This window comes from Massilia sp. BAP21 (assembly GCF_057801335.1).
This window is the reverse complement of record NZ_CM173596.1, coordinates 5,489,582-5,514,948: the sequence shown is the minus strand read 5'-3', so window position 1 is coordinate 5,514,948 and position 25,367 is coordinate 5,489,582. Positions and strand designations below refer to the sequence as shown.

Annotated in this window: 19 protein-coding genes and 1 pseudogene; 13 read left to right on the top strand and 7 right to left on the bottom strand. The window is 65.2% G+C overall.

From position 1 onward, the window contains the following. Positions 1-161 precede the first annotated feature (161 nt). Genes ACWYRN_RS24045 through ACWYRN_RS24035 form a run of 3 tightly spaced genes read left to right on the top strand, consistent with a single transcriptional unit; the run spans position 162 to position 3,371 of the window. Positions 162-539 (top strand): hypothetical protein, encoded by a 378-nt coding sequence (locus tag ACWYRN_RS24045; protein ID WP_488690317.1) that lies wholly within the window; start codon positions 162-164, stop codon positions 537-539. Further along, on the top strand, positions 540-2,009 hold the full coding sequence (locus ACWYRN_RS24040; RefSeq protein WP_488690316.1) for a DUF7125 family protein: 1,470 nt from the start codon (positions 540-542) through the stop codon (positions 2,007-2,009). A 12-nt stretch (positions 2,010-2,021) separates the two neighbouring features. Next, positions 2,022-3,371 (top strand): ATP-binding response regulator, encoded by a 1,350-nt coding sequence (locus ACWYRN_RS24035; protein WP_488690315.1) that lies wholly within the window; start codon positions 2,022-2,024, stop codon positions 3,369-3,371. Here the strand turns inward: ACWYRN_RS24035 and ACWYRN_RS24030 are convergent. From ACWYRN_RS24030 to map, 7 genes and pseudogenes are all read right to left on the bottom strand, one after another. Beyond that, positions 3,368-3,825: pseudogene (locus tag ACWYRN_RS24030) on the bottom strand (GNAT family N-acetyltransferase). The gene ACWYRN_RS24035 and the pseudogene ACWYRN_RS24030 overlap by 4 nt on opposite strands. Positions 3,826-3,955: 130 nt before the next feature. After that, on the bottom strand, positions 3,956-5,455 hold the full coding sequence (locus ACWYRN_RS24025; protein ID WP_488690314.1) for a peptide MFS transporter: 1,500 nt from the start codon (positions 5,453-5,455) through the stop codon (positions 3,956-3,958). Between the two features lie 336 nt (positions 5,456-5,791). Then, positions 5,792-8,668 (bottom strand): EAL domain-containing protein, encoded by a 2,877-nt coding sequence (locus ACWYRN_RS24020; RefSeq protein WP_488690313.1) that lies wholly within the window; start codon positions 8,666-8,668, stop codon positions 5,792-5,794. A 4-nt stretch (positions 8,669-8,672) separates the two neighbouring features. After that, positions 8,673-9,542 carry a phosphate/phosphite/phosphonate ABC transporter substrate-binding protein gene (locus ACWYRN_RS24015; protein ID WP_488690312.1) on the bottom strand — a complete coding sequence of 290 codons (870 nt, stop codon included), beginning with the start codon at positions 9,540-9,542 and terminating at the stop codon, positions 8,673-8,675. A gap of 304 nt (positions 9,543-9,846) precedes the next feature. Continuing rightward, positions 9,847-10,593, bottom strand: coding sequence for a pseudouridine synthase (locus ACWYRN_RS24010; RefSeq protein WP_488690311.1), 747 nt, complete (start codon positions 10,591-10,593; stop codon positions 9,847-9,849). A 23-nt stretch (positions 10,594-10,616) separates the two neighbouring features. Next, positions 10,617-13,220, bottom strand: a complete 2,604-nt coding sequence (locus tag ACWYRN_RS24005) for a [protein-PII] uridylyltransferase (protein ID WP_488690310.1) — start codon at positions 13,218-13,220, stop codon at positions 10,617-10,619. 9 nt (positions 13,221-13,229) lie between these two features. Continuing rightward, positions 13,230-14,057: a type I methionyl aminopeptidase gene (gene map, locus ACWYRN_RS24000; protein ID WP_488690309.1), complete on the bottom strand. Its 828-nt coding sequence runs from the start codon at positions 14,055-14,057 to the stop codon at positions 13,230-13,232. Between the two features lie 462 nt (positions 14,058-14,519). Between map and rpsB the strand changes: the two genes are divergently transcribed. The 10 genes from rpsB to ACWYRN_RS23950 all read left to right on the top strand — a co-directional run bounded on the left by rpsB (position 14,520) and on the right by ACWYRN_RS23950 (position 25,366). Further along, on the top strand, positions 14,520-15,269 hold the full coding sequence (rpsB, locus tag ACWYRN_RS23995) for a 30S ribosomal protein S2 (protein ID WP_229439803.1): 750 nt from the start codon (positions 14,520-14,522) through the stop codon (positions 15,267-15,269). A 160-nt stretch (positions 15,270-15,429) separates the two neighbouring features. Then, the gene (gene tsf / locus ACWYRN_RS23990; protein ID WP_488690308.1) at positions 15,430-16,338 is read left to right on the top strand and encodes a translation elongation factor Ts; all 909 of its coding nucleotides are present in this window, start codon (positions 15,430-15,432) and stop codon (positions 16,336-16,338) included. Positions 16,339-16,772: 434 nt separating this feature from the next. After that, the gene (gene pyrH, locus ACWYRN_RS23985) at positions 16,773-17,489 is read left to right on the top strand and encodes a UMP kinase (RefSeq protein ID WP_488690307.1); all 717 of its coding nucleotides are present in this window, start codon (positions 16,773-16,775) and stop codon (positions 17,487-17,489) included. Between the two features lie 35 nt (positions 17,490-17,524). Further along, complete coding sequence (frr, locus tag ACWYRN_RS23980; protein WP_229439806.1) at positions 17,525-18,085, top strand: ribosome recycling factor; 561 nt, start codon at positions 17,525-17,527, stop codon at positions 18,083-18,085. A 123-nt stretch (positions 18,086-18,208) separates the two neighbouring features. Next, a complete protein-coding gene (gene uppS, locus ACWYRN_RS23975; protein ID WP_488690306.1) occupies positions 18,209-18,958 on the top strand; it encodes a polyprenyl diphosphate synthase in 750 nt (249 codons plus the stop codon). Then, positions 18,958-19,788: a phosphatidate cytidylyltransferase gene (locus ACWYRN_RS23970; protein ID WP_488690305.1), complete on the top strand. Its 831-nt coding sequence runs from the start codon at positions 18,958-18,960 to the stop codon at positions 19,786-19,788. Before uppS ends, ACWYRN_RS23970 begins: the two co-directional genes overlap by 1 nt. Before the next feature lie 38 nt (positions 19,789-19,826). Then, positions 19,827-21,017 (top strand): 1-deoxy-D-xylulose-5-phosphate reductoisomerase, encoded by a 1,191-nt coding sequence (gene ispC / locus ACWYRN_RS23965; RefSeq protein WP_488690304.1) that lies wholly within the window; start codon positions 19,827-19,829, stop codon positions 21,015-21,017. Positions 21,018-21,022: 5 nt separating this feature from the next. Beyond that, the gene (gene rseP, locus ACWYRN_RS23960) at positions 21,023-22,387 is read left to right on the top strand and encodes an RIP metalloprotease RseP (protein WP_488690303.1); all 1,365 of its coding nucleotides are present in this window, start codon (positions 21,023-21,025) and stop codon (positions 22,385-22,387) included. 65 nt (positions 22,388-22,452) lie between these two features. After that, on the top strand, positions 22,453-24,801 hold the full coding sequence (bamA, locus tag ACWYRN_RS23955) for an outer membrane protein assembly factor BamA (protein ID WP_229439811.1): 2,349 nt from the start codon (positions 22,453-22,455) through the stop codon (positions 24,799-24,801). A 52-nt stretch (positions 24,802-24,853) separates the two neighbouring features. Then, positions 24,854-25,366: an OmpH/Skp family outer membrane protein gene (locus tag ACWYRN_RS23950; RefSeq protein WP_229439812.1), complete on the top strand. Its 513-nt coding sequence runs from the start codon at positions 24,854-24,856 to the stop codon at positions 25,364-25,366. The last annotated feature ends 1 nt before the right edge of the window (position 25,367 follow it).

Here is a 25,367-nt window from a genome sequence, read left to right as displayed (position 1 = left end):
TGTCGGTATTACCTCTATAATTGAGGACCAGCCAGCCAGTCGGCAGGCCGTGCACTTACACAATGACAGCTGATCAGCAAGCATGGACCAGAAGAAACGACGCGGAGCTTCCGCGGTCTGACAAAGCCGACATGACGAACAGGAAAGATACAAGCACACCCATGCCAACGCATGAGCAGGCAGATGCGGGCGCGCAGGCGCCCGGGATCAAACCCTGGCTGCGCCTGGGCGAGCAGCTGACGCCATTGATCGGCGACAGCGGCTTTTGTGTGTTGTTCGGGCGCGCCGTCCGGCTGACGACGGTGCGTTTCAGTGGCCTGGACGGGTGCGACCCGTCCAAGCCCACTGCCCACCTGTTTGCGTCCCTGACCAGAACCCTGAACGAGCTAGGACCGGAGCAGGCAGCGCTGGCGAATGCCGCGCTGCTCGATACTTTCACCACGCTGCTGGGAACCTTGATCGGCGAAGCGTTAACAAAGCAGCTGTTACAAGACGCAATGGGCGGAGACGGGCAGAAGCATGTACAGGAGCAGAAGTAAATGAGCGACAAAGTAGCCTTGGGACTGCTGAACACGGGCGTACCGGGACTGGACACGCTGCTGGGCGGCGGCTTGCCGGAGTTTTCGTTCAATCTCGTTGCCGGTCCTCCGGGCAGCGGCAAGACCACGCTTGCGCACCAGATCATGTTCTCGCTGGCCACGAGCGAGCGCCGCGCCCTGTTCTTCACCGTGCTGGGCGAGCCGCCGCTGAAGATGCTGCGCTACCAGCAGCAGTTCTCCTTCTTCGACGTGGCCAAGGTCGGCCCCGCGATCCGCTACGTCAACCTGGGCGAAAACCTGCGCACCGGCGACTTTTCCGGCGTGCTCGAACGCATCATGGCCGAGGTCGAGGCCTTCCAGCCCTCGCTGGTCTTTGTCGATTCCTTCCGCTCCGTGGTGCAGACCGCCAAGGGCGGCAACGAAGGCGCGGCCGATCTGCAGTTCTTCATCCAGGAACTCGGCACCCGCATGACCACCTGGCAGGCCACCACCTTCCTGATCGGCGAATACATGCACACCGACCCGGAAGCGAACCCGATCATGACCGTGGCCGACGGCATGCTGTCGCTGACCCAGGCCCACGAGCATAGCACCGTGGTGCGCAAGATGCGCGTGGTCAAGATGCGCGGGCGCGCCCACCTGGCCGGCTCGCACAATTTCCGCATCACCGACGACGGCCTGCGCGTCTATCCGCGCATCCTGCCGCCGCTGGCCGCCGACCGCCACCCGGGCGTCGCGGTCGACCGCGAACTGCGCCGCATCCCCACCGGCACGCCGGGACTGGACAAGATGCTCAACGGCGGCCTGCCTCAGGGCCACACCGTGCTGGTGGCGGGGCCGACCGGCGCCGGCAAGACCGTCCTCGCCACCAACTTCCTGCAGGAAGGGGTGGCGCAGGGCGAGAAGGGCGTGGCCATGTTCTTCGAGAAGGGCACGCCGCGCCTGCGCAATGCCGAACTAGCCGACATGGTGCAGTCCGGCCAGGTGGCGGTGGTCGAGAGCCGCCTGCTCGACCTCACCGTGGACGAACTCATCGACGAACTCGAGCATACGCTGCGGCGTACCGGCGCGCGCCGCCTGGTGATCGATTCGCTGTCGGAATTCGGCCTCTACATGGCGCCGGAATTCCACGCCGATTTGCGCCTGTCGGTGTTTCGCATGCTGTCGGTGGTGGCCAAGCACGGCGTCACGGCGCTGGTGACGATCGGCCTCGACGACGTGTTTACCGAGCTGCGCTTCAGCCAGGCGAATATCTCCTACCTCACCGATGCGGTGGTGGCGCTGCGCTACGCCGAGGTCGAGGGGCGCTTGCACAAGTTCATGTCGGTAGTGAAGGTGCGCGGCAGCGACCACAGCCGCGACGTGCGCGGCTACGAAATCACGGAGAACGGCATCGAGGTCGACGAGTTGCCGACCAGTGTCGAAGGGACGCTTACCGGCGGCGCGGTATCGCGCGCGCCAGGACGCTAAGGAGGACAGGGAATGTTTCACGAAGACGACAGCAATTCGATGCAGCGTTCCCTCCAGGCCGGCTCGGAGCAGCTGAATCCCGACCCGCTCAGCGCCACGCTGCTGCGCCACATCGGCGCCCTCGAGGACGAGCTGGCGCGCCTGCGCGAATCGCTGCGCGAGAAGGAGGCGCTGGAAGCGACGGTGACGCGCCTGCGCGAGGCCAACGAACACCTGGTGGTGGCCGCCATCAATGCCCAGGGTTCGCGCGACGATGCCGAAGCCACCAACCGGCGCCAGAACGAGTTCCTGGCCATGCTGGCCCACGAGCTGCGCAACCCGCTGGTCCCGATCAGCATGTCGGCGATGCTGCTGGAACGCTCGTCCGACGCCTCGCCCCAGCTGCTGAATTTCTCGAAAGTCATCCGGCGCCAGGTCGACCACATGGCGCGCCTGCTCGACGACCTGCTCGACGCGGCGCGCATCAGCAGCGGCAAGATCACCCTCAGCCTGGAGCCGATGCCGGTCTCGAACGCCATCGACCAGGCCCTGGAAACCGTGCTGCCGCGCATCCGCGAGCGTGGCCAGCACCTGTACCTGAACATGCCGTCCGAGCCGGCCGGCACCCGCGGCGACCGCGTGCGCCTGACCCAGGTGTTCACCAACCTGATCGGCAACGCTTCGAAGTACACCGGCGACGGCGGCAACGTCTATGTCGACGTCACGGTGGAAACCGGCGAAGTGGTGGTCTCGGTGCGCGACAACGGCACCGGCATCGCGCCCGAGGTGCTGCCCCACATCTTCGACCTGTTTACCCAGGGCCCGCGCTCGCTGGCGCGTTCCGAGGGCGGCCTGGGCGTGGGCCTGAACGTGGTGCGTAACGTGGTGTCGATGCACGGCGGGACGGTCAAGGCCGACAGCGACGGTCTTGGCCAGGGCAGCCGCTTCGTGGTGCGCCTGCCGCTGTGCCCGCTCACAAACAGCGCACCGCCGCGCGAAGACACGGCGGCGCAGCCCTCGGGCCGCTGCCGCGTGCTGCTGGTCGAAGACAACATCGACGCCTGCGAAACCCTGAAGGCCTTCCTGGAACTGGAAGCGCACGACGTCACCATGGCGCACGACGGCCAGGCCGGGCTCGACGCCATGCTGGCGCACGACTACGATGTGATCGTCTGCGACATCGGCCTGCCCGGCATGGACGGCCTGGAAGTGCTGGCGCGCCTGCGCGCCTCAAGCAAGGGCGCGCAGCCGCTGGCGATCGGCCTGTCGGGCTACGGCCAGGCCGAAGACCGCTCGCGCGCCCTGGCCGCCGGCTTCGACCATTACCTGGTGAAGCCGGTCAGCCCGGATGCGCTGCTGGCGCTCGTTGCGCCGCGCCGCTAGGCGCACTGGTGCGCCAGCCAGGCCGCGCGCGTGAGCTCCCAGGCCGCGTGCGGGCTGCCGTACCAGGTTTCCTCGCCGCGGTAGCGCATGCCCAGGCGCGCCATCACCTTCCCGGAATCGCGGTTCTCCGGCTTGCAGACCGCCACCAGCAGCGGCGCCTCCAGGGTGTCGAAAGTCCAGGCCGCCATCGCGCGCGCTGCCTCCGAGGCCAGGCCCTGGCCCCACTTGTCCGGCACCAGGCGCCAGCCGATCTCGTGCGGTTGGCCGGGTCGCGCCCCAGGTACTGGATGCAGCCGGCGCCGATCACGCGCCCGCTTTCCTGCTCGACAAAGGCCCACCAGGAAAAGCCGTATTCCGCCCAGCGGCCTTTCACAAGGTCGATCGCGGCGCGGGTTTGTTCCGGCGTTTCGGGCTGGCCCGACAGGTAACGCATCACCTCGGGCAGGCGGTTCATGGCCTGCAAGCCGTCGAAGTGATGGTCGTCGAAGGGTTCCAGGTGCAGGCGGTCGGTAATCAAGGTAGTCATGGTGTCGCTCGCATAAAAAAAGGCCGGTTGATGAACCGGCCTTCATTGCGTTGGTAGCTTACTGGTGCGCGTGGTGCGTCGCAGTGAGGCGCCGCATCAGCGGCAGCACGGCCAGCGCGATCAGGGTGCACAGCACGGCGGCGATGCCCAGCTTGTTGAACAGGCTGGTGTAGATCGGCAGGGTCTGCAGCGGGTCGGTCATGCCGGAAGGGACGCTGGCCAGGTTGGCGACCACGCCACCCAGGTATTGCGAGATCCCGGTGGCGACGAAATAGGCGCCCATCATGAAGCCGCCCATGCGCGCCGGCACGTAGCGCGCCACCATCGCCAGGCCCAGGCCCGACACCAGCAGCTCGCCCAGCGAATACAGGCCGTAGCCGGCGATCATGATCCACGACGAGGTCAGGCCGTTCACGGCAAAGGAACCGGCGAAGCCGTAGGTGAAGAAGCCCAGGGCCACCACCGAGAAGCCGAGCGCGAACTTGCCGGCGATCGAGAGGTCCGAGCCGGTACGGCCGGCACGGGCGTACATGAATGCGAGGACCGGGCTCAGGACCATGATCCAGATCGCGTTCAGGGCCTGGAACTGGGCCGGCGACCAGGTCCACAGGTGGGAACCGAACAGCGTGAAGTCGAGGTCGACGTTACGCAGCGCGAACAGCGACAGCGAGGTCGACATCTGCTGGTAGAAGATGAAGAAGAACACGGTCTGCAGCGTGAGGATCAGCGCCGCGATCAGGCCGGCGCGTTCGCTGGCTTCGCTCTTGCGGATCAAGTGGACAAAAATGCCCAGTACCACGATGCCGGCCAGGTAGACGAAGATGCGGGCCAGGCTCTGGTATTGCAGGATGACGGCCGAGACGCCGACGGCGACCACGCCGCCCGCCAGCACCATGGCCAGCTTGGCCTTGTCGAGCGGCAGTTCGTCCGGCAGCGAGCCGACGTGGCGGATGGTGGCGCGCATCATCATCACGGTGAGCAGACCGACTACCAGGCCGACCGAGCACACGGCGAAGGCCACGTGCCAGCCGAGTTCGTTGCCATAGGTGGCGTTCACGTAGTCCTTGATGGCGGGCGTGGCCAGCATCGAGATGGTCGAGCCGACGTTCACGGCCATGTAGTAGATGGTGAAGGCCGAGTCGATCTTCGAGTCGTCGCCTTCGTAGATCTTGCGCACCAGGTTCGCGGTGTTCGGCTTGAACAGGCCGTTGCCGACCACGATCACGCCCAGGGCCGAGAACAGGAACCAGGTGTTCTCGGTCGGGACCGCCATCAGGGCATAGCCCAGGGTCAGGATGATGCCGCCGAGGACCATGCAGCGGCGGGTGCCGAGCACCTTGTCGCCAATCCAGCCGCCGATGGCGGGGGCGACGTAGATCAGGGCCGCGGCTGCGCCCCAGACCAGGTTGGCGCGGCTGTCTTCGAAGCCGATGCGCTGCACCATGAAGTACACGATCAGCGCCTGCATGCCGTAGTAGCCGAAGCGTTCCCAGAGTTCGATCAGGGCGACCGTCATGAACGAGCGGGTCTGGCTGTACGGGAGGATTTCCGTTTTCATTTAATTCCCTTCTTGGATGGACTTTCACCGCTGGCTCGTGACCAGAGGCAAGCGTTGCATGCTACGCCAGGGAATGGGAAGTTGCAATGGTGGCAGGTGTGTTGACGGGCGGGTGTGCGTGGGGATGTGGGGCTGTTGCCTGTGCTGTTATTGATGTGCATGATCCGCGTGGGCACAGGTGCCCACCCTACGGATGAAGCCGGTGGTTCGGCGCTCCGCGCCTCGGTGGCAAACCCCAGACGGGCGGTGTTCTTGTAGGGTGCGCACCTGTGCCCACGCGGTCTCACCGGTTGAAACGCGGCGAACGATGCAAACGGACGAAACGGCACCAACCCATCACACCGACGCAACCACCACCCGCTCCGCCAACAAGGCCGCGGCAGCCGCCGCCGGCAAGGGCCGGCTCACGTAATACCCCTGGATCTCGTCGCACTGGTAAGCCTCCAGCGCCCGCACGTGCCCGATGGTCTCGACCCCTTCGGCCACCACCTTCAGGTTCAGGCTGTGCGCCAGGCTGATCACCGCCTTGGTAATGGCCGCGTCGTCGCCGTCGGTCGGCAGGTCGCGCACGAAGGTGCGGTCGATCTTCAGCGCGTCCAGCGGGAAGCGCTTCAAATATGCCAGGCTCGAATACCCGGTCCCGAAATCGTCCACCGACAGCCGCATGCCCTGCGCCTTCAGGTTCGACAGGATCGCCACCGCCGCTTCCGGGTCGGCCATCAGCATCGACTCGGTCAGTTCGAATTCCAGCAGGCGCGGATCGATTCCCGCCGCCGCCACGATCGCGCGCACGGTCTCCGACAGGCCGGCATGCGCCAGCTGGCGCGCCGACAGGTTGATCGCCACCGGCGGCACGTTCTCCAGCGTTTCGCTCCAGGCGCCGAGCTGGCGGCAGACCTCGGCGATTACCCATTCGCCCACCGGCAGGATCAGGCCGGTGTCCTCGAGGATGGCGATGAATTCCAGCGGCGAGACCAGGCCGCGCTCGGGATGGCGCCAGCGCAGCAGGGCCTCGAAGCCGCTCACCGCGCCGCTGTCCAGGCGCAGCTTGGGCTGGTAGTGCAGCTCGAATTCGCCGCGCTCGAGCGCCAGGTGCAAATCGGTCTCGGTCTGCAGGCGCCGGGCCGCGCTTGCGTGCATCCCGGCTTCGAAGAAGCGGAAGTTGTTGCGGCCGCTGTTCTTGGCGCTGTACATCGCGGTGTCCGCGCTTTTCAGCAGGGTGGCGGCATCTTCGCCGTCGTGCGGGTAGCCGGCGATGCCGACGCTGGCCGACACGAAGATCTGCTGGCCCTGCAGCAGGAAGGGGCGCGCCAGGCCGTCGACGATGCAGCGCGCGATGGTTTCGGCCTCGAGGTTGCTGGCCAGGTGCGGCAGCACCACCGCGAACTCGTCGCCGCCAAGGCGCGCCACCACGTCGCCGGGACGCACGCAGTCCTGCAGGCGGCGGCTGGCCTGGGCCAGCAGTTCGTCGCCGACGCTGTGGCCCATCATGTCGTTGACGCTCTTGAAGCGGTCGAGGTCGATGAACATCACGCCGGCGCAGTGGGCGCCGCTTGCCGAACCGGCGATGGCTTCTTCCAGGCAGCTTGACAGGCGGTGCCGGTTCGGCAGGCCGGTGAGGGCGTCGTACTGGGCCAGGTAGGTCAGGCGGCTCTTCGCGTCCGCGCGCTCGATGGCGGTGGCGAGGATGTTGGCCAGGCCGTTCAGGAAACCGTCCTCGTCTTCCTGGAAGGTGCGCTCGACCGGCGCATACACGGCGAGCGCGCCGTACAGGCGGTCGTGGCAGACGATGAAGACCTCGATGCTGCTGCCGGCATCGATCGCGCCGAGCAGGCCGCGGCCCCAGCGCGCCAGGTAGTCCGAGGAACCGGGGCCGGGCACGTGCGGGAACTCCGCGCCTGCGGCGGCATGCGGCGGGAAGCCGTGGCCCGCCTGCAGCGCGGCCGTGCCGCGTTCGGGGTCGAAGCCGAACACCGCCGCATGGCGCACCTGCAGGCCTTCGCAGGCGAGCTGGGTCGCCATGGCGAACAGTTCCGGCAGCGGGCCGGCTTCGAGGGCCCTGCGCCCGAGGCGCGCGACCAGGCCCTGGCGCTTGGCGTTCTGGATGATGGCGTCCTCGAATTCCTTGCGTTCGGTGATGTCGAAATCGATGCAGATATATTTTTCCACCAGGCCGGCGCCGTCGAAGATCGGCACCACGGTGCGGCGCCACTGGCGCTCGCCGCCGCGCGCGGACACCACGACTTCGCCGTTCCAGACGCTGTCCGACGGCGTCCAGGCGCGGCCGCTGGCGGGCAGCGGGGCGCCGACGCGCGCCAGTTCGGCGCCAATCAATTCCTCGCGCGCATAGCCGGCGTGGCGCACGAACTGCTCGTTGACGCCGGTGATGCGGCCCTCGCGGTCGACCTCGCAGACGATCGCCGCCTGGTCGAGCGCGCTCTTGTGCTGGACCAGGGAACTCATCAGCGCGGCGATGCGCTGGCCGTACTGGTCGCGCATGCTGGCGGCGCTGCGGTTAACGGCCTGGATCGCTTCGCGGATTTCCAGCGGCGCGTTGTTGTCCAGGGCTTCCGCGAGGCCGGCGCTGGCCGCGCCTTCGTCGCCATAGAAGCGCAGGCGCCCCAGGTTCTTCAGCCAGCGCGCCAGGAAGGTGCGCGCCAGTACCAGGCTGACCAGCAGCGCGACCGCCGCCAGCCCGGCCGACTGCAGCAGCAGCGACCAGAGCTGGGCGGCGAGCTTGCGTTCGTTGAACGAGAGGCGCAGCACGCCGTAGTCCTTGCCGCCGACCGTCACCACGCGGTTGACGTCGAACAGCGCACCCGCCATGCGGTGGGTCATCCAGTCCGGCGCCGGCGTCTGGTAGGTTTCGTCGGGCGCCTCGACGCGGATCACGCCGCCGTCGAGGTCGATGAAGGTGGCGCTGTGGAAGGGCGACTGCACGATCATCGTCGACAGGGTGCGCTTGACGGTGTCGTAGTCGCCGATCACGGCGCTGTCCTCGACCGCCTGCGAGGCCACCTCGACCAGCGTGCTGGCGGCGTCCTGGGTTTCCTCGATGTGCTGCAGGAACTGGTGGCGGTAGAACATGCCCAGGCCGGCCGTCACGAACAGCAGCATGCTCAGCGCAAACAGCGTGAACACGCGGCCGACCAGGGAGCGCGGCAGCAGCAGGCCTTGCAGGCGGGCGAAGAACGCGGGCAGGGTGGAAGGCATGGTCCTAGCGCAGTTCGGCCGGGGCGGCCTGGTAGAACGTGCGGTAGGCGGCGTAGTCGGCGTCGCTGGCGGCGACAAACGAGAGCGGCTCGGGCGCGTGGATCAGTTCGGCGGCCGTATCGAGGATGCGCCGGCCCTCCGGATCGCGGTGCATGTTGAGGAAGGCGGCGGCGACCGCGCGCACCTGGGCCGCCGGCACGCGCGGCGAGGCCATCAGGGCCAGGTCGTTGAACGGGGCCGAGCTCCACAGCACGCGGAAGCGCTTGTCCTCGCGCCCGGCATAGTTGGCCACCAGCTGCGAGTTGGCGCCGGCGGCGCGGGCGCGGCCGCTGAACATCTGGGTGAACGCGGCGTCCATGTTGCCGCCAAAGGCGACCGTCACCGGTATCCCCTGGCGCAGCAGCTGGGCATAGGTGACCTTGTAGGCGATCAGCGCTTCCGGGCCGGGGAACACGACGGTGCTGTTGGCCAGCTGCGACAGGCGCCATACCGGCGAATCGGCCGGCACCACGATCTGGGCGCGCACCGGCTCGGCGTTGCGGCGCCCGAACACGGTCCAGCCCATCTTCGCGCGCTCGGGGCTGAACAGGTGGTTGGTGAAGGCGAAATCGACTTCCTTGGCCAGCACGTAGCTGGTGGTATCGGCCGAGGTGCGGCCCAGTTTCAGGTTCAGGCGCACGCCGCTTTTCGCCGAGACGTAGCGCACGATCGGATTCCAGAAGCTGGCCGAGACCTGCAGGTTGTACTGGTTCACCGGCGAGAAGTTGTAGACGGGCGGTGCGGGGTGGGCAGGTGCGGCGGGTGCGGCGATGGCGCGCGCGGCCAGCGACGAACAAAGGAGCAGCGCGAGGCCTGCCCGGAAAGGGGTACGCATGGAGTCGAGGGGAGCTAGGGAGTCGAACGGCGATGTCCTTACGCCGGCCGGCAAATATAACACAATTCCACAAGACAATGTTTATGATAGTTTTTGCAACAATCGCGGCGGCGATCGGTGTAGGGTGGACGGCTGCACCCGCATGCTTGCCCTGACAAGACGCGTGCGCCGTCCACGCGGTGATCGTTGGCGGCAAGATCATGCGGCATGATGACCCGGCCGCTATGGATCGACGCGTGGACGGCAGAGCCGTCCACCCTACGCTATTGCGAACAACGCTGCTGGAAGCATCAATCCACCAAGCTCAGAATTGCTCGTCCGCCCCCAGGTAGCGCCACTGACCCACCGGCAGGTCGCCCAGCTTGACGCGCCCGATGCGCACCCGCTTCAGGCCCACCACCTTCAGCCCCACCATGTCGCACATGCGGCGGATCTGGCGCTTCTTGCCTTCCTTCAGGGTAAAGCTGAGCTGGTCGTCGTTCTGCCAGCGCACCTTGGCCGGCAGCAGCGGTTTGCCGTCCATCCACAGGCCGTGGTTCAGCTTTTTCAGGTCGCTGTCGGGCAGCTTGCCCGGTTTCGTGTATTGCACCCGCACCAGGTATTCCTTGTCGATGCTGGTGTCCTGGCCGATCAGCTGCTTGGCGATGCGGCCGTCCTGGGTCAGCACCAGCAGGCCCACCGAATCGATGTCGAGGCGCCCGGCCGGCACCAGCGAACGCAGCTGGGTAGGGTGGAAGTTCTCGGGCGAGGGGTCGTCGGCCCAGCGGTTCTCCGCCTTGATCAGGGCCACCGCCGGTGTATAGCCGTCCTCGGCCTGGCCGCTGACATAGCCGACCGGCTTGTTGATCAGGACCGTGACGCGCTTCGACTGCTCGGCGGCGGCCTGGCGTTCGACCGTGATGCGTTGCGAAGGCAGCACCTTGCTGCCCAGTTCGGACACCACCTTGCCGTCGACCCGCACCCAGCCGCGGGCGATCCATTCATCGGCTTCGCGGCGCGAGCACAGGCCGAGTTCGGACATACGTTTGGAAAGGCGGAGCGGTTCGGTCATGAGGCAACTTACAAAGAAAAGAATTAATTGGACAGCGCGTCCAGCATCTCGGTCTCGAGCTGGACCTGCACGCGCGGGTTGTTCAGGTTCGGGCCGTCGATCAGGAACACGTCCTCGACGCGTTCGCCCAGGGTCATGATCTTGGCGGTGTGCAGATTGATGCGGTAGCGCGTCAGCACATTCGCAATCGCATACAGCAAACCGGTACGGTCGTGGGCCGCGATCGACAGCAGGTAGTTCTGGCCGCGCTCGTCCGGGCGCATCTCCACGGTCGGCGTGATCGGGAAGTGGCGCGACAGGCGCGACAGGCGGGCACGCGTCGGCGCACCCAGCGGCGCCTGGGACACCAGCAGTTCGCACAGCTCGTGCTCGATCAGGCTGATGATGTCGCGGTAATGCTTGGCGAAGGTGGCGTCGGTGACCAGGAAGGTGTCGAGCGCATAGCCGTCGCGCGTGGTGTGGATCTTGGCGTCGAGGATGCTGATGTTCTTGCGGTCGAAGTAGCCACAAATGCGCGCGAACAGATCGGGCTGGTCCTTCACGTACACCGTCACCTGCAGGCCTTCGCCGATCGGCGCCAGGCGCGCCTTGACTACCGGCCGCCCGCTACCCAGCTTGTCGTGCAGGCAGCGCGTCTGCCAGGCGATGTCGGAGGCGTCGTGGCGTAGGAAATAGACCACGTCGAGCTGGTCCCACAGCGCCTCGTGCGCGTTCGCCGGCAGGCCGAACAGCCGCAGCGTGGCCAGGGCTTCCTGCTGGCGCATGCGCAGCTCGCGGTCGGCCGAATGCGGCTCGCCGCCCAGCACGCGCAGGGTGATGCGGTACAGGTCTTCCAGCAGCTTGGCCTTCCAGGCATTCCACACCTTGGGGCTGGTGCCGCGGATGTCGGCCACGGTCAGCAGGTAGAGGGCGGTCAGGTGGCGCTCGTCCTTCACCACGCCGGCAAAGGCCTGGACCACGTCCGGGTCCGACAGATCCTGCTTCTGCGCCACCTGCGACATGGTCAGGTGCTGCTCGACCAGGAACACCACCAGTTCGGTGTCTGCTTCAGACAAGCCGTGGTCGCGGCAGAACTCGAAGGCGTCGGTCTTGCCGAGCTCGGAATGGTCGCCGCCGCGGCCCTTGGCGATGTCGTGGAACAGGGCCGCCACGTACAGCAGCCAGCGGTCGCGGAAGTTGGCGATCAGGGCGCTGCAGAACGGGTATTCGTGGGCGTGCTCGCTCATGGTGAAGCGGCGCAGGTTACGCACCACCATCATGATGTGCTGGTCCACGGTATATACGTGGAAGAGGTCGTGCTGCATCTGGCCGACGATGTTGCGGAAGTTGGGCAGGTAGCGTCCCAGCACGCCGAATTCGTTCATGCGCCGCAGCGCGTGCACCAGGCCGACCGGCGCCTTTAAAATACGCAGGAAGCGTGCCTTGTTGGCCGGGTCGGCGCGGAAGTCGTCGTCGATCAGGTTGCGCGCATGCCAGAGCGCGCGCGTGGTGCGCGCCGTCATGCCCTTGATGTCGGGCCGCTCCGTCATGGCGACGAAAATCTCGAGCACCGCCGACGGCGTGGTCTCGAAGGTATCGTCGCGCACGATGTCGATGAAACCGTTCACCTCGTTGAAGCAATCGCCGCACGAGGAGCTGAGCGGGCGCGGCACCGAGGGCTGCGGGAACAGCCGCGCCTCGATGTTCTGCAGCAGGATGGTATTGAGCTGGGTGACGGTCTTCGCGGCCCAGTAGTAGCGCTGCATCAGGTATTCGGAAGCGCGCCGCGCGCCCGGTCCCGGCGGGTCGGAGGCGAGCCCGAACGATTCGGCGATCGCCGTCTGCACGTCGAACAGCAGGCGGTCTTCGCGCCGGTTGGTCTGCAGGTGCAGGCGCACGCGGATGTCCTTGAAGGCGCGCTCCTTTTCCATCAGCTGGCGCGCTTCCACCCGCGTGATCAGGCCGCGCGTGGCCAGCTGGCCCCAGGAATTGGCCAGGCCCGCCGCCTTCGCCACCCACAGGATCACCTGCAAATCGCGCAGCGCGCCCGGGCTTTCCTTGCAGTTCGGCTCCAGCGCAAACGCGGTGTACTCGTACTTGGCGTGGCGCAGGCGCATCTCGGCGGTCTTGGCCTGGAAAAACGCTTGCGGGTCGAGGGCTTCGCGATAGCGCGCCTGCAGCTGCGCGAACAGGGCGGTGTCGCCGCTGACCAGGCGCGCTTCGAGCAGGCTGGTTTGCACGGTGATGTCGGCGGCCGACTCGCTCAGGCATTCGTCCACGGTGCGGATGCTGTGGCCGATCTCCAGCCCCAGGTCCCAGAGCAGCTGGACCAGGTTCTCCAGCCTGGCCTGGGTGATGGCGTCGGGCGCGGCGCCGAGCAGGATCAGGACATCGACGTCGGAGTAGGGGAAGAGTTCGCCGCGGCCGTAGCCGCCGACCGCCACCAGGGCCGTATTGGCCGGCAGCCGCGCCGCGCGCCAGGCTTCGCCGAGGATGCCGTCGACGCAGCGGCGCAGGCTGCGCAGCAGCTTCTCGGGGCGGTCGTCATGGCGGAAGCGTTCGAACAGCGCCTGCCGTTCGGCTTTCAGCTTCTGCCTGAGTTCGGGCCCGGTCGCGGGCTGCGTGTCGTCGCGCTGCGCGGCTGGCATGGTGTGTCCTTATGCCGGCACCGCAGCAGCGGCCGGCAGTACGATGGCCGGCGGCGGCGGCGTGCCGGCGGACTGGGTCAGGATCTCGTAGCCGGTTTCGGTGACCAGGATCATGTGTTCCCACTGGGCCGACAGACTGCGGTCCTTGGTCTTGATGGTCCAGCCGTCCGGCAGGGCCTTGATCTCGCGCTTGCCGGCGTTGATCATCGGCTCGATGGTGAAGATCATGCCCGGTTCCAGCTTTTCCAGCGTGCCTGGTTTGCCATAGTGGAGCACCTGCGGTTCCTCGTGGAAGACGCGGCCGATGCCGTGGCCGCAGAATTCGCGCACCACGCTGTAGCCGTGCTTTTCCGCGTGCTGCTGGATCACGTGGCCGATGTCGCCCAGGTGGGCGCCCGGCTTGACCTTGCTGATGCCCAGCCACATGCATTCGTAGGTGACTTCCGCCAGGCGCCTGGCCATGATCGACGGTTTACCCACAAAAAACATGCGGCTGTTGTCGCCGTGGAAGCCGTCTTTCGTGATCACAGTAACGTCGATATTCATCACGTCGCCGTCTTTCAGCGGCTTGTCGTTCGGGATGCCGTGGCAGATCACGTCGTTGAGCGAGGTGCAGACCGACTTCGGGTAAGGCGGATAGCCCGGCGGCTGGTAGTTCAGCGGGGCAGGGGTCGTGCCCTGGACGTTGACCATGTACTCGTGGCACAGGCGGTCGAGCTCGGCGGTGGTGACGCCCGGCTTGACGAAGGGCGTGATGTAGTCGAGCACTTCGGCGCCAAGGCGGCCGGCAATGCGCATGCCTTCGATTTCTTCTGGCGTTTTGATGGAGATGGACATAGGAGTTCTGCTAAAGCGGTCGGTATTTATTCGTAACAGCGATTCGTAACAGCGCGTAACAGTCGAGCAAACATTTCAATCGCTGCAATATCCTCCGCATTATAAGTGATGTGTATCCCGGTTGCCGATGCCTGGCTGCCGCATGTAGGGTGGACGGCTTTGCCGTCCACGCGTCCGACTATGCCTTGCAGACCGTTACGCCGTGGTGCAAGTGTGATTTGAACGCGTGGACGGCGCAGCCGTCCACCCTACGTCCGATGTGCAGCGGGATCAAGCCCCCCGTCATGACACGCAAAGCTTGATAAGCAACCGGAATCCCGCTAGAATCTCGGGTTGCTCCGATCCTGATCGGGCAATGTTGTCAAAGTAGTCTATTTTATTTATTCAAATCGCGAATGCGACCGACAAGGGTGCCCTCGAGGTGACTGGTCGTTATTCAAGAATTTAACCCTGGAGAATTACATGTCCGTTACTATGCGCGAAATGCTGGAAGCCGGTATTCACTTCGGCCACCAGACCCGTTTCTGGAACCCAAAGATGGCACCGTTCATCTTCGGTCATCGCAACAAGATCCACATCATCAACCTGGAAAAAACCATGGCGATGTACCAGGATGCGATGAAAACCATCAAGCAGATCTCGGCCAACCGCGGCACCATCCTGATGGTCGGCACCAAGCGCCAGGCCCGCGACATCATCGCCGCTGAAGCACAGCGCGCTGGCGTCCCTTACGTCGACCAGCGCTGGCTGGGCGGCATGCTGACCAACTTCAAGACCATCAAGACCTCGATCAAGCGCCTGAAAGACATGGAAGCCCAGGTCGAAGACGGTTCGGTCGAGAAGATGTCGAAGAAAGAAGCGCTGATGTTCTCGCGCGAAATGGAAAAGCTGCAGAAGTCGATTGGCGGCATCAAGGACCTGGGCGGCGTGCCTGACGCGATCTTCGTCGTCGACGTCGGCTACCACAAGGGCGCCATCACCGAAGCCGGCAAGCTGGGCATCCCGGTCATCGGCGTGGTCGACACCAACCACTCGCCAGAAGGCGTCACCCACGTGATCCCTGGTAACGACGACTCGTCGAAAGCCATCACCCTGTACGCACGCGGCGTCGCCGATGCGATCCTGGAAGGCCGTGCCAACGCCACCAACGAAGTCGTTGAAATGGTCAAGGCCGGCGGCGACGACTTCGTCGAAGTCTCCGAGCAGGCGTAAGCCCCGGGCAGGCTGGTCCTGCCTGTAGCTTGCAAGGCTCTTAAAAGGGGTGCCGGTTACTGAGCACCCCTTTTTTCAAGCAAAAACGAATTCAGCAATAACGTCGTGGAAGCGCCGTTTGGCGTTTTCACTCTGCGACTCACTATTTAGGAGAATACACATGGCAGCGATTACTGCAGCGATGGTCGGCGAACTGCGCGCGAAAACCGACGCACCGATGATGGAATGCAAAAAAGCACTGACCGAAGCCGAAGGCGATATGGGCCGTGCCGAAGAGATCCTGCGCGTCAAGCTGGGCGGCAAGGCATCGAAAGCATCGGCACGCGTGACCGCCGAAGGCGTCGTCGCGACCTACATCGCCGGCAACATCGGCGCGCTGGTGGAAATCAACAGCGAAACCGACTTCGTCGCCAAGAACGACGACTTCCTGGCCATGGCCAACCTGGCCGCCAAGCTGATCGCCGAAAACAACCCGGCCGACGTGGCAGCCCTGTCGGCGCTCGACGCCGGCGGCCAGACCTTCGACGAACTGCGTTCGGCGCTGATCGGCAAGATCGGTGAAAACATGACCGTGCGCCGCTTCCAGCGTTTCGAAACGGTCGGCAAGCTGGCTTCCTACCTGCACGGCACCCGTATCGGCGTCATGGTCGAATACGAAGGCGCGGACGAGCAGGTCGGCAAGGACGTCGCGATGCACATCGCCGCAATGAAGCCAGTCGCTCTGTCGGCTGAGCAAGTGCCTGCTGAAATGATCGAGAAAGAGCGTTCGGTCGCCCAGCTGAAGGCCCAGGAAGATGCAGACAAGGCAGCTGCCGAAGGCAAGCCAGCCCAGTCGCCGGAAATCCTGGCCAAGCGCCTGGAAGGTTCGGTTCAGAAGTACCTGAAAGAAGTGTCGCTGCTGAACCAGGCATTCGTGAAGAACGACAAGCAGTCGATCGAGCAGATGCTGAAGGCCGCCAACACGACCGTCAAGGGCTTCACCATGTACGTCGTCGGCGAAGGCATCGAGAAGAAGGTTGACGACTTCGCAGCAGAAGTCGCGGCCCAGATGGCTGCCAACAAGCAGTAATGAAAAAGCGGGCCGCAAGGCCCGTTTTTTTAAGCCCGGCGGTTTACGTGGCCGGGTAATTGTGGGGCAGGTCGCAGCATCGTTGGCTGCAACCGTACGGTGGGGTCATGGATGCCAGTGGCATCCATGACGAAGTGCCCACGCGGAACGATGCGTCAACGGAACGCCGTTCGTGGCCGTCGGCATGCGTCGCGGAGACATCTCCCGAGGCGTTTCGATAGCGCCGGCAGTACCGGATATGGCATGGCCAACACCATGCCGGCATCCGCGTGGGCACGGGGTGCCCACCGTACGGAATACGCCGCGGGCCATCCAAGGCGGCCACCGTGCGCGCCAGTTTCACCGCCATCTGTACATTTGCAGATGAGGCCGCAAGCCATGTGCCTGCGGCCGGAACCGAATTCGAACCGAACACTACAGGAGAGCGCCTCATCATGACAAAACCAGCCTACCAACGAGTCCTCCTCAAACTGTCTGGCGAAGCGCTGATGGGCGACGACCCCTTCGGCATCAACCGCGCCACCATCGACCGCATGGTGGCCGACGTGGCGGAAGTGGCCAAATTGGGCGTCGAGCTGGCGGTCGTGATTGGCGGCGGCAACATCTTCCGCGGCGTCGCCCCCGGCGCCCAGGGCATGGACCGCGCCACCGCAGACTACATGGGCATGCTGGCCACCGTCATGAACGCCCTGGCCCTGGCCGACGCCATGCGCCATGTCGGCATCACCGCACGCGTGATGTCGGCGATCGGCATCGAGCAGGTGGTCGAGCCCTACGTGCGCCCGAAAGCCCTGCAATACCTGGAAGAAGGCAAGGTCGTCGTGTTCGCCGCCGGCACCGGCAATCCCTTCTTTACCACCGACACCGCGGCTGCCTTGCGCGGCTCGGAAATCTCGGCCCAGATTGTTTTGAAGGCAACCAAGGTCGATGGCGTATATACTGCCGATCCTAAGAAGGATCCGCACGCAACGCGCTACGAGTCGATCAGCTTCGACGAGGCGATCGCCAAGCACCTGCAGGTGATGGACGCGACCGCGTTCGCCCTGTGCCGCGACCAGAAGCTGCCGATCAAGGTGTTCTCCATCGTCAAGCCCGGCGCGCTCAAGCGCGTGATCATGGGCGAAGACGAAGGTACACTGGTACACGTTTGATTTAACTCTGAAATACTGAAGAACAGGAGAGCAGCATGTCCCTAGCTGACGTCAAAAAGAATGCGCAAGAGCGCATGACAAAGTCGATTGAAACCCTGCGTGCCGACCTCGCCAAAGTGCGTACCGGCCGTGCCCACACCGGCATCCTCGACCATGTAATGGTCGATTACTACGGTTCGCCAACGCCGCTCTCCGGCGTGGCCAACCTGACCCTGGCCGATGCGCGCACGATCGCCGTCACGCCTTACGAAAAGAAGATGCTGAGCACGATCGAAAAGGCGATCCGCGACGCCGACCTCGGCCTGAACCCGTCGACGATGGGCGACATGGTGCGCGTGCCGACCCCGCCGCTGACCGAAGAGCGCCGCAAGGAAATGGTCAAGCTGTGCAAGTCGGAAGCCGAAGACGCGAAGATCGCCGTGCGTAACATCCGCCGCGACGCCAACGAGCAGCTGAAGAAAATGGTGAAGGACAAGACCGCCTCGGAAGACGACGAGCGCCGTGCATCCGACGAGATCCAGAAGCTGACCGACAAGTTCGTTGCCGACATCGACAAGCTGGTGGCCGAGAAGGAAAAGGAAGTCCTGACCGTCTGACGCAGGAGCGGACGCCCCTTTGCAACGCTGATGGCGTCCCTGGCCCCGTGCATGCGCGCTTGCCGCGTTCCCGGGGCCCGTTTGTTTTCTTCCTTTCTGTATTGCCGTGATGGCAAAGGATCTATGATTTTCAAGAGTTCGACGACTGCAGTCCCCGATGTGCCGGCCGTGCCGCGCCACATCGCGATCATCATGGACGGCAATGGCCGCTGGGCGACCAAGCGCCTGCTGCCGCGCGTGGCCGGCCACGTGAAGGGCGTCGAGGCCGTGCGCGGCGTGGTCGAGGCCTGCGTGCTGCGCGGCGTCGAGTACCTGACGCTGTTCGCGTTTTCGTCGGAAAACTGGCGCCGTCCGGTCGAGGAAGTGTCGCTGCTGATGCGCCTCTTCGTCACCGCCCTCGAGCGCGAAGTGGCGAAGATGCACGCCAACGACATCCGCCTGAAAGTGGTGGGCGACCTCTCGCGCTTCGACCCGAAGTTGCAGGAAATGATCGCGAATGCCGAGCGCAAGACCGCCGGCAACAAGCGCCTGACAGTCTCGGTGTGCGCCAACTACGGCGGCCGCTGGGACATCATGCAGGCGACAAGCAAGATGGTAGCCGCCAACCCCGGCGTGCGCGACTACACCGAGGAGATGTTGGCACCGCACCTGGCGATGGCCTATGCGCCGGAACCCGACCTGTTCATCCGTACCGGCGGCGAAGAGCGCATCAGCAATTTCCTGCTGTGGCAGCTGGCATATTCCGAGCTGTACTTTACCGATACCTACTGGCCCGACTTCTCGGCCGAGTCCCTGGACGCGGCGATCGCGTCTTACCAACACCGCGAACGGCGCTTCGGCCGTACCGGCGAACAAGTAGCGAACAAAACCTGATGCTGAAAACCCGGATCATCACCGCGCTCGTGCTGCTGGCAGTCCTGCTGCCGGTCCTGTATTCCAACAACTACACAGCCTTCGCGGTGGTGGCGACCGTGTTCTTCGGCGCCGCGATCTGGGAATGCTTCCGCCTGTTCAATCCGAAGTCGACCAAGGCCCCGGTCGTGGCCGCCTTCTGGACGGCGGCCTTTGCCTGGGCCTTCTTCGGCCCGGCCCAGCCGAACCCGGTGTTCTGGTATGCGATCTCGCTGCTGCTGTGGGCGCTGCGCTTCGCGCCTTCGCTGAAGATCGGCCTGCCGGCGCTCGATTCCACGGCCAACACCCTGCTCAGCGTGGTGTATGCCGTGTCGCTGGTCGGCTGCTTTGCCGCCATCGTGGCCCTGTTCGCCTACTCTCCGCTGTACCTGCTGTCGGTGATGGCCATCGTCTGGGCCGCCGACATCTTCGCCTACTTCTCGGGCAAGGCCTTCGGCAAGCGCAAGCTGGCGCCGTCGATCTCGCCTGGCAAATCCTGGGAAGGCGCGATCGGCGGCGGCATCGCCGTGCTCGTCATCGCCACCCTGGTCATCGTGTTCGCCGGCGCGCCGCTTGCCAACACCTTCCCGGTGCGCGTCCAGGCCAGCCTGGGCTGGGCCGCCACCTGGGCCATCCTGGTCCTGATCGTCGCCGCCAGTGTCGTCGGCGACCTGTTCGAATCCCAGCTCAAGCGCCGCGCCGGCATGAAGGACAGCAGCAATCTGCTGCCCGGCCATGGCGGGGTGCTGGACCGGATCGACGCCCTGGTTCCCGTATTGCCGCTGGCGGCACTGATCGGCAACTGGCTGTAATACCCGGGCTGTAAAACACGGGCTGTAAGGAGCTTCACATGCAACGCATCACCATCCTGGGCGCCACCGGTTCCATCGGCGTCTCGACCCTCGACGTGCTCGCGCGTCATCCCGATCAGTACCAGGTCTACGCACTGAGCGCGCACAGCCGCGTCGAGGAACTGGCCGCGCAATGCCGCCGGTTCAAGCCGCAGCGCGCCGTGGTCGGCAGCGCCGCCGCCGCCGCGCAACTGGCGCGCCTGCTCGAAGGCTTGCCGGTCGACGTCGCCTGGGGCGAAGCGGCCCTGTGCGAGATCGCTTCCGGCAACGACACCGACACCGTCATGGCCGCCATCGTCGGCGCCGCCGGCCTGGCGCCGACCCTGGCCGCGGCCCGCGCCGGCAAGAAGGTGCTGCTGGCGAACAAGGAAGCCCTGGTCATGTCCGGCCAGCTGTTCATGGACGCCGTGCGCGAGCACAAGGCAACCTTGCTGCCCATCGACAGCGAGCACAACGCGATCTTCCAGTCGCTCCCCGGCAATTACGCGCGCCAGCCGGACGCCTCCGGCGTGGCCAAGATCCTGCTCACGGCCTCGGGCGGCCCCTTCCTGAACCGTGCCGTCGAAACGCTGGAAAACGTCACCCCGGAAGAAGCCTGCAAGCATCCGAACTGGTCGATGGGCCGCAAGATCTCGGTCGACTCCGCCACCATGATGAACAAGGGCCTGGAAGTGATCGAGGCCCACTGGCTGTTCGGCGCGCCGGCCGACCGCATCGAGGTGGTGATCCATCCGCAAAGCGTGATCCACTCGATGGTGTCGTACGTCGACGGCTCGGTGCTGGCCCAGCTCGGCAACCCCGACATGCGCACCCCGATCGCGCACGCGCTGGCCTATCCGGAGCGGATCGACTCCGGCGTGGCCCAGCTCGATTTGACGGCGATGGCGGCGCTGCAGTTCTACCAGCCCGACTTCGCGCGCTTCCCCTGCCTGGCGCTCGCCTTTGACGCCCTGCGCGCGGGCGGCACCGCGCCGGCCCTCCTGAACGCGGCCAATGAAGTGGCGGTCGAAGCCTTCCTGGAACGGCGCATCGGCTTTCGCGACATCGACCGCGTGGTGCGCCGCGTGATGGACGAGAACACCCATGGCGCAGCGCATGACATCGCGGCCGTGATGGCGCAAGATGAGCGTGCCCGCGCGGCAGCGAAGCAGATCGTCGCCGCGCTGGCAGGCAACCCGACCCGGACTTAGATACCATGAACTTCCTGTATGCAGCCGCGGGCTTCGTGCTCGCGCTGGGGCCGCTGATCGTCTTCCACGAACTCGGCCACTATCTCGTTGCGCGCCTGTGCGGCGTGAAGGTCCTGCGCTTCTCGGTCGGCATGGGCAAGGTCGTCTGGTCGCGCCGCTTCGGCCGCGACAATACCGAATGGGCGATCTCGGCGCTGCCGCTGGGCGGCTACGTGCAGATGCTCGATGCGCGCGATCCGGCCACCGCGCCCAAGGACGAAGCCGACCTGGCGCGCGAGTTCACGCGCCAGAACGTGTGGAAGCGCATCGCCATCGTCGCCGCCGGTCCGACCGCCAACTTCCTGCTGGCCATTGTCCTGTTTGGCCTGCTGTTCATGCACGGCGCCCAGGAGCCCAGCGCCAGGCTGGCGGCGATGGAAACGAACACGCCGGCCTACGCCGCCGGCTTGCGCGCCGGCGACGTGGTGGTGGCCGTCAACGGCGAACCGGTGCAATCGTTCTCGGAACTGCGCTGGGCCGTCACCCATCTTGCGGTCGACAGGCAAGCCGCCCACCTCGACGTAAAGAGCGCCAACGGCAGCGGCTACGCGGCCACCATTCCGGCCAGCGCCTTCGGCGCCGTCGACCCTGAAGGCGAACCCGACGGCGACGTGATGGCCGCGCTCGGCATGAACGTCTGGATCGGCATGCCGGTCGTGGAACAGGCGGTGGCGGGCGGTCCGGGCGAACGCGCTGGCCTGCGCCGCGGCGACGTGGTCGTGGCGGCCGACGGCAAGCCGCTCCTGGACGCCGGCGATTTCATCCGTACCGTGCGCGCCGCGGCCGGGCGCACGTTGCAGCTGGACGTGCGGCGCGACGGCAATCTCCTGCGCCTGCCGCTCACGCCCGAGCGCGACCCCAAGGCACGCGACCCCAAGGGGCAGGGCGTGGCCCAGGTCCAGCTGGCGCCGGCGGTCGACTTCGTGACCGTGCAGGCCGGCCCGTTCGAGGCGATTGCGAAGGGCACGCAGCGCACCTGGGAGATGACGGCGCTGACCTTCAAGATGATCGCGAAGATCGTCACGGGGCAGGCTTCGCTGAAGAATGTCACCGGTCCCCTGACCATCGCCGACTATGCCGGACAGACCGCACGCATGGGCCTGGCGACGTTTTTGGGCTTCATCGCGGTGGTCAGCGTGAGCCTGGGTGTAATGAATCTGTTACCAATTCCAGTGCTGGATGGTGGCCATTTGCTGTATTATTCGCTGGAAGTTTTGACCGGGCGTCCCCTGTCCGAGCGAATCCAGGCATTCGCTCAGCGCGCAGGGGTAGGCCTGCTGTTCATGCTGATGGCGCTCGCCGTCTTCAATGACCTGGGACGATTGCTCTGATCTTCCCGCGGCACCGGCAAACAAGAATATGTATGTTGTCCAATGACTGACCCGTTATTTAGCCAATGAATTCACAACCAGATCGTTTTGCCCTGCCGTTCATTCGCCGCAGCCTGATCGGCGCGGCCGTGCTGGCGCTGTGCGCCGGCCCTGCGTTCGCCGTCAATCCGTTCGTCGTCAAGGACATCCGGATCGAAGGCATCCAGCGTACCGAAGCCGGCACCGTGTTCACCTATCTGCCGGTGCGCGTGGGCGAGACCTTCGACAACGACAAATCCATCGCCGCCATCAAGGCCCTGTACGCGACCGGCTTCTTCAAGGACATCCGCCTCGAAGAAGAAAACGGCGTGCTGGTGGTGCTGGTCGAGGAACGTCCGGCGATCAACACCGTCGACTTCACCGGCGCCAAGGAATTCGAGAAGGACATGCTGGTCAAGGCCCTGCGCGAAATCGGCGTGGGCGAAGCCAAGATCTACGACAAGTCGGCGGTCGACCGCGCCGAACAGGAACTCAAGCGCCAGTATCTCTCGCACGGCATGTACGGCGTGAAGATCACCACCACCGTCACCCCGATCGAGCGTAACCGCGTGAACGTGATGTTCAACGTCGACGAAGGCGAGGTTGCGCGCATCAAGCAGATCAACATCGTCGGCAACAAGGTGGTCTCGGACAAGCAGATCCGCGAGATCCTGCAGCTGTCCACCTCGGGCTGGTTCACCTGGTACTCGAAGGCCGACCAGTACTCCAAGACCAAGCTGACCGGCGACCTGGAAGCGATCAAGTCCTACTACCTGGACCGCGGCTACCTGGAAGCGAACGTCGAATCGACCCAGGTGGCGATCACCCCGGACAAGAAGGATATCTACCTCACCATCAACATCACCGAGGGCGAGAAGTACACCGTCTCGAGCGTGAAGCTCGAAGGCGAGACCTTCGGCCGTGAGGAAGAACTGCGCCAGCTGATCGTGCTCGAAGCGGGCAAGCCGTACTCCGGCGCGCTGCAGGAAGCCTCGAGCAAGCGCATCGCCGCGCGCCTGGGCAGCTTCGGCTACGCCTTTGCCAACGTGAACGCAGACCCGGTCCTCGACCGCGAGAAGCGCGAAGTCGCCTTCACCTTCACCGTCGATCCGGGCAAGCGCGCCTACGTCCGCCACATCAACATCTCGGGCAACACCGTGAGCCGCGACGAAGTCATCCGCCGCGAGTTCCGCCAGTTCGAAAGCTCGTGGTACGACGCCGACCGCGTCAAGCTCTCGCGCGACCGCGTCGACCGCCTCGGCTACTTCAAGGACGTGAAGATCGAAACGCCGGAGTCGCCGGGCAGCTCGGACCAGGTCGACGTCAACATGACGGTCGAGGAACGCCCGACCGGCAACTTCACGATCGGCGGCTCGTTCTCGCAGGCCGAGAAGTTCACCTTCACGATGGGCGTGCAGCAGGCGAACTTCGCCGGCAGCGGCCAGACCGTCGGCTTCGACATCAACACCTCGAAGTACAGCCGCACCTTCGCCGTCTCGAACACCAACCCGTACTTCACCGACGACGGCGTGTCGCGCTCGTTCCAGGTCTACCACCGCACGACGCGTCCGCCGCTGTCGAACATCGGCTCGTACACGGTGCGCCAGACCGGCGGCAACATGACCTTCGGCGTGCCGTTCTCGGAAACCGACACCGTCTACTTCGGCGCCGGCCTCGAGCGCACCACGCTGACCACCGACACCACCAGCCCGGAAATCTACAAGCAGTTCGTGCGCCAGAACGGCGGCCCGAACTCGGGACCGTACTCGGGCGTGGGTACCGGCGAGAGCATCGCCATCCCGCTGACCGTGGCCTGGGGCCGCGACAGCCGCGACAGCGCGCTGACCCCGAGCTTCGGCCGCTACCAGCGCGCCAACCTCGAGGTCGACGTGATCGGCGACTCGAAGTACTTCCGCGCCGTCTACGAGCACCAGTGGTACCGTCCGCTGACCTCGTGGATGACGCTGGCCGTGCGCGGCGAGTTCGACTACGGCAAGGGCATCGGCGGCAAGGAATACCCGGTCTTCAAGAACTTCTACGCCGGCGGCATCGGTTCGGTGCGCGGCTACGAAAGCTCGACCCTGGGCGTGGTCGATCCGATCTACGGCGACGCCATCGGCGGCTCGAAGCGCCTGATCGGCAACGCCGAGCTGCAGTTCCCGTTCCCGGGCAGCAGCAAGGACCGCAGCCTGCGCTGGTTCGTCTTCACCGACGGCGGCCAGGTGTTCCAGGAAAAATCGCCGATCCGCCTGCAGGAAATGCGCTACTCGGCCGGTATCGGCCTGTCGTGGATCTCGCCGGTCGGCCCGCTGCGCCTGTCGTTCGCCAAGCCGCTGAACAAGAAAGAGGGCGACCAGATCGAAGGCTTCCAGTTCCAGATGGGGACGGGCTTCTGACGCTGCGTTTGCGCACCCAATCTTTCGTCTTTCCTTTTAACCGCGGAGAACCATGTTGAAAAATCTGAAAGCCTTGCCCGGGACCCTGCTGCTGGCAGCCCTGTGCGCCGCTCCGCTGGCCCAGGCGCAGAACGCGCCGAGCCGCATCGGCTTCGTGTTCACCGAACGCCTGATGACGGAATCGAAGATGGCCAAGGCGGCCGACGCCAAGATCCAGGCCGAATTCTCGAAGCGTCAAAAGACGAACGAAGAGATGGTGACCAAGTTCAAGCAGATGAGCGAGAAGTTCGACGCCGACGCGCCGCGCCTGACCGACATCGAGCGCACCCGCCGCGCGCGCGAACTGTTCGACATGGAAAAAGACGTGCAGCGCATGAACCGCGAGTTCCAGGAAGACCTGATGCAGCGCAAGAGCGAAGAGCGCGCCGCCATTGCCACCAAGGCCTTCAAGCTGATCGAACAGATCGCCGAGCAGGAAAAACTCGACGCCGTGCTGCAGGAAGCCGCGTGGTCGAGCCCGCGCATCGATATCACCGACAAGATCCTGAAACAGCTGGACAAGTAAA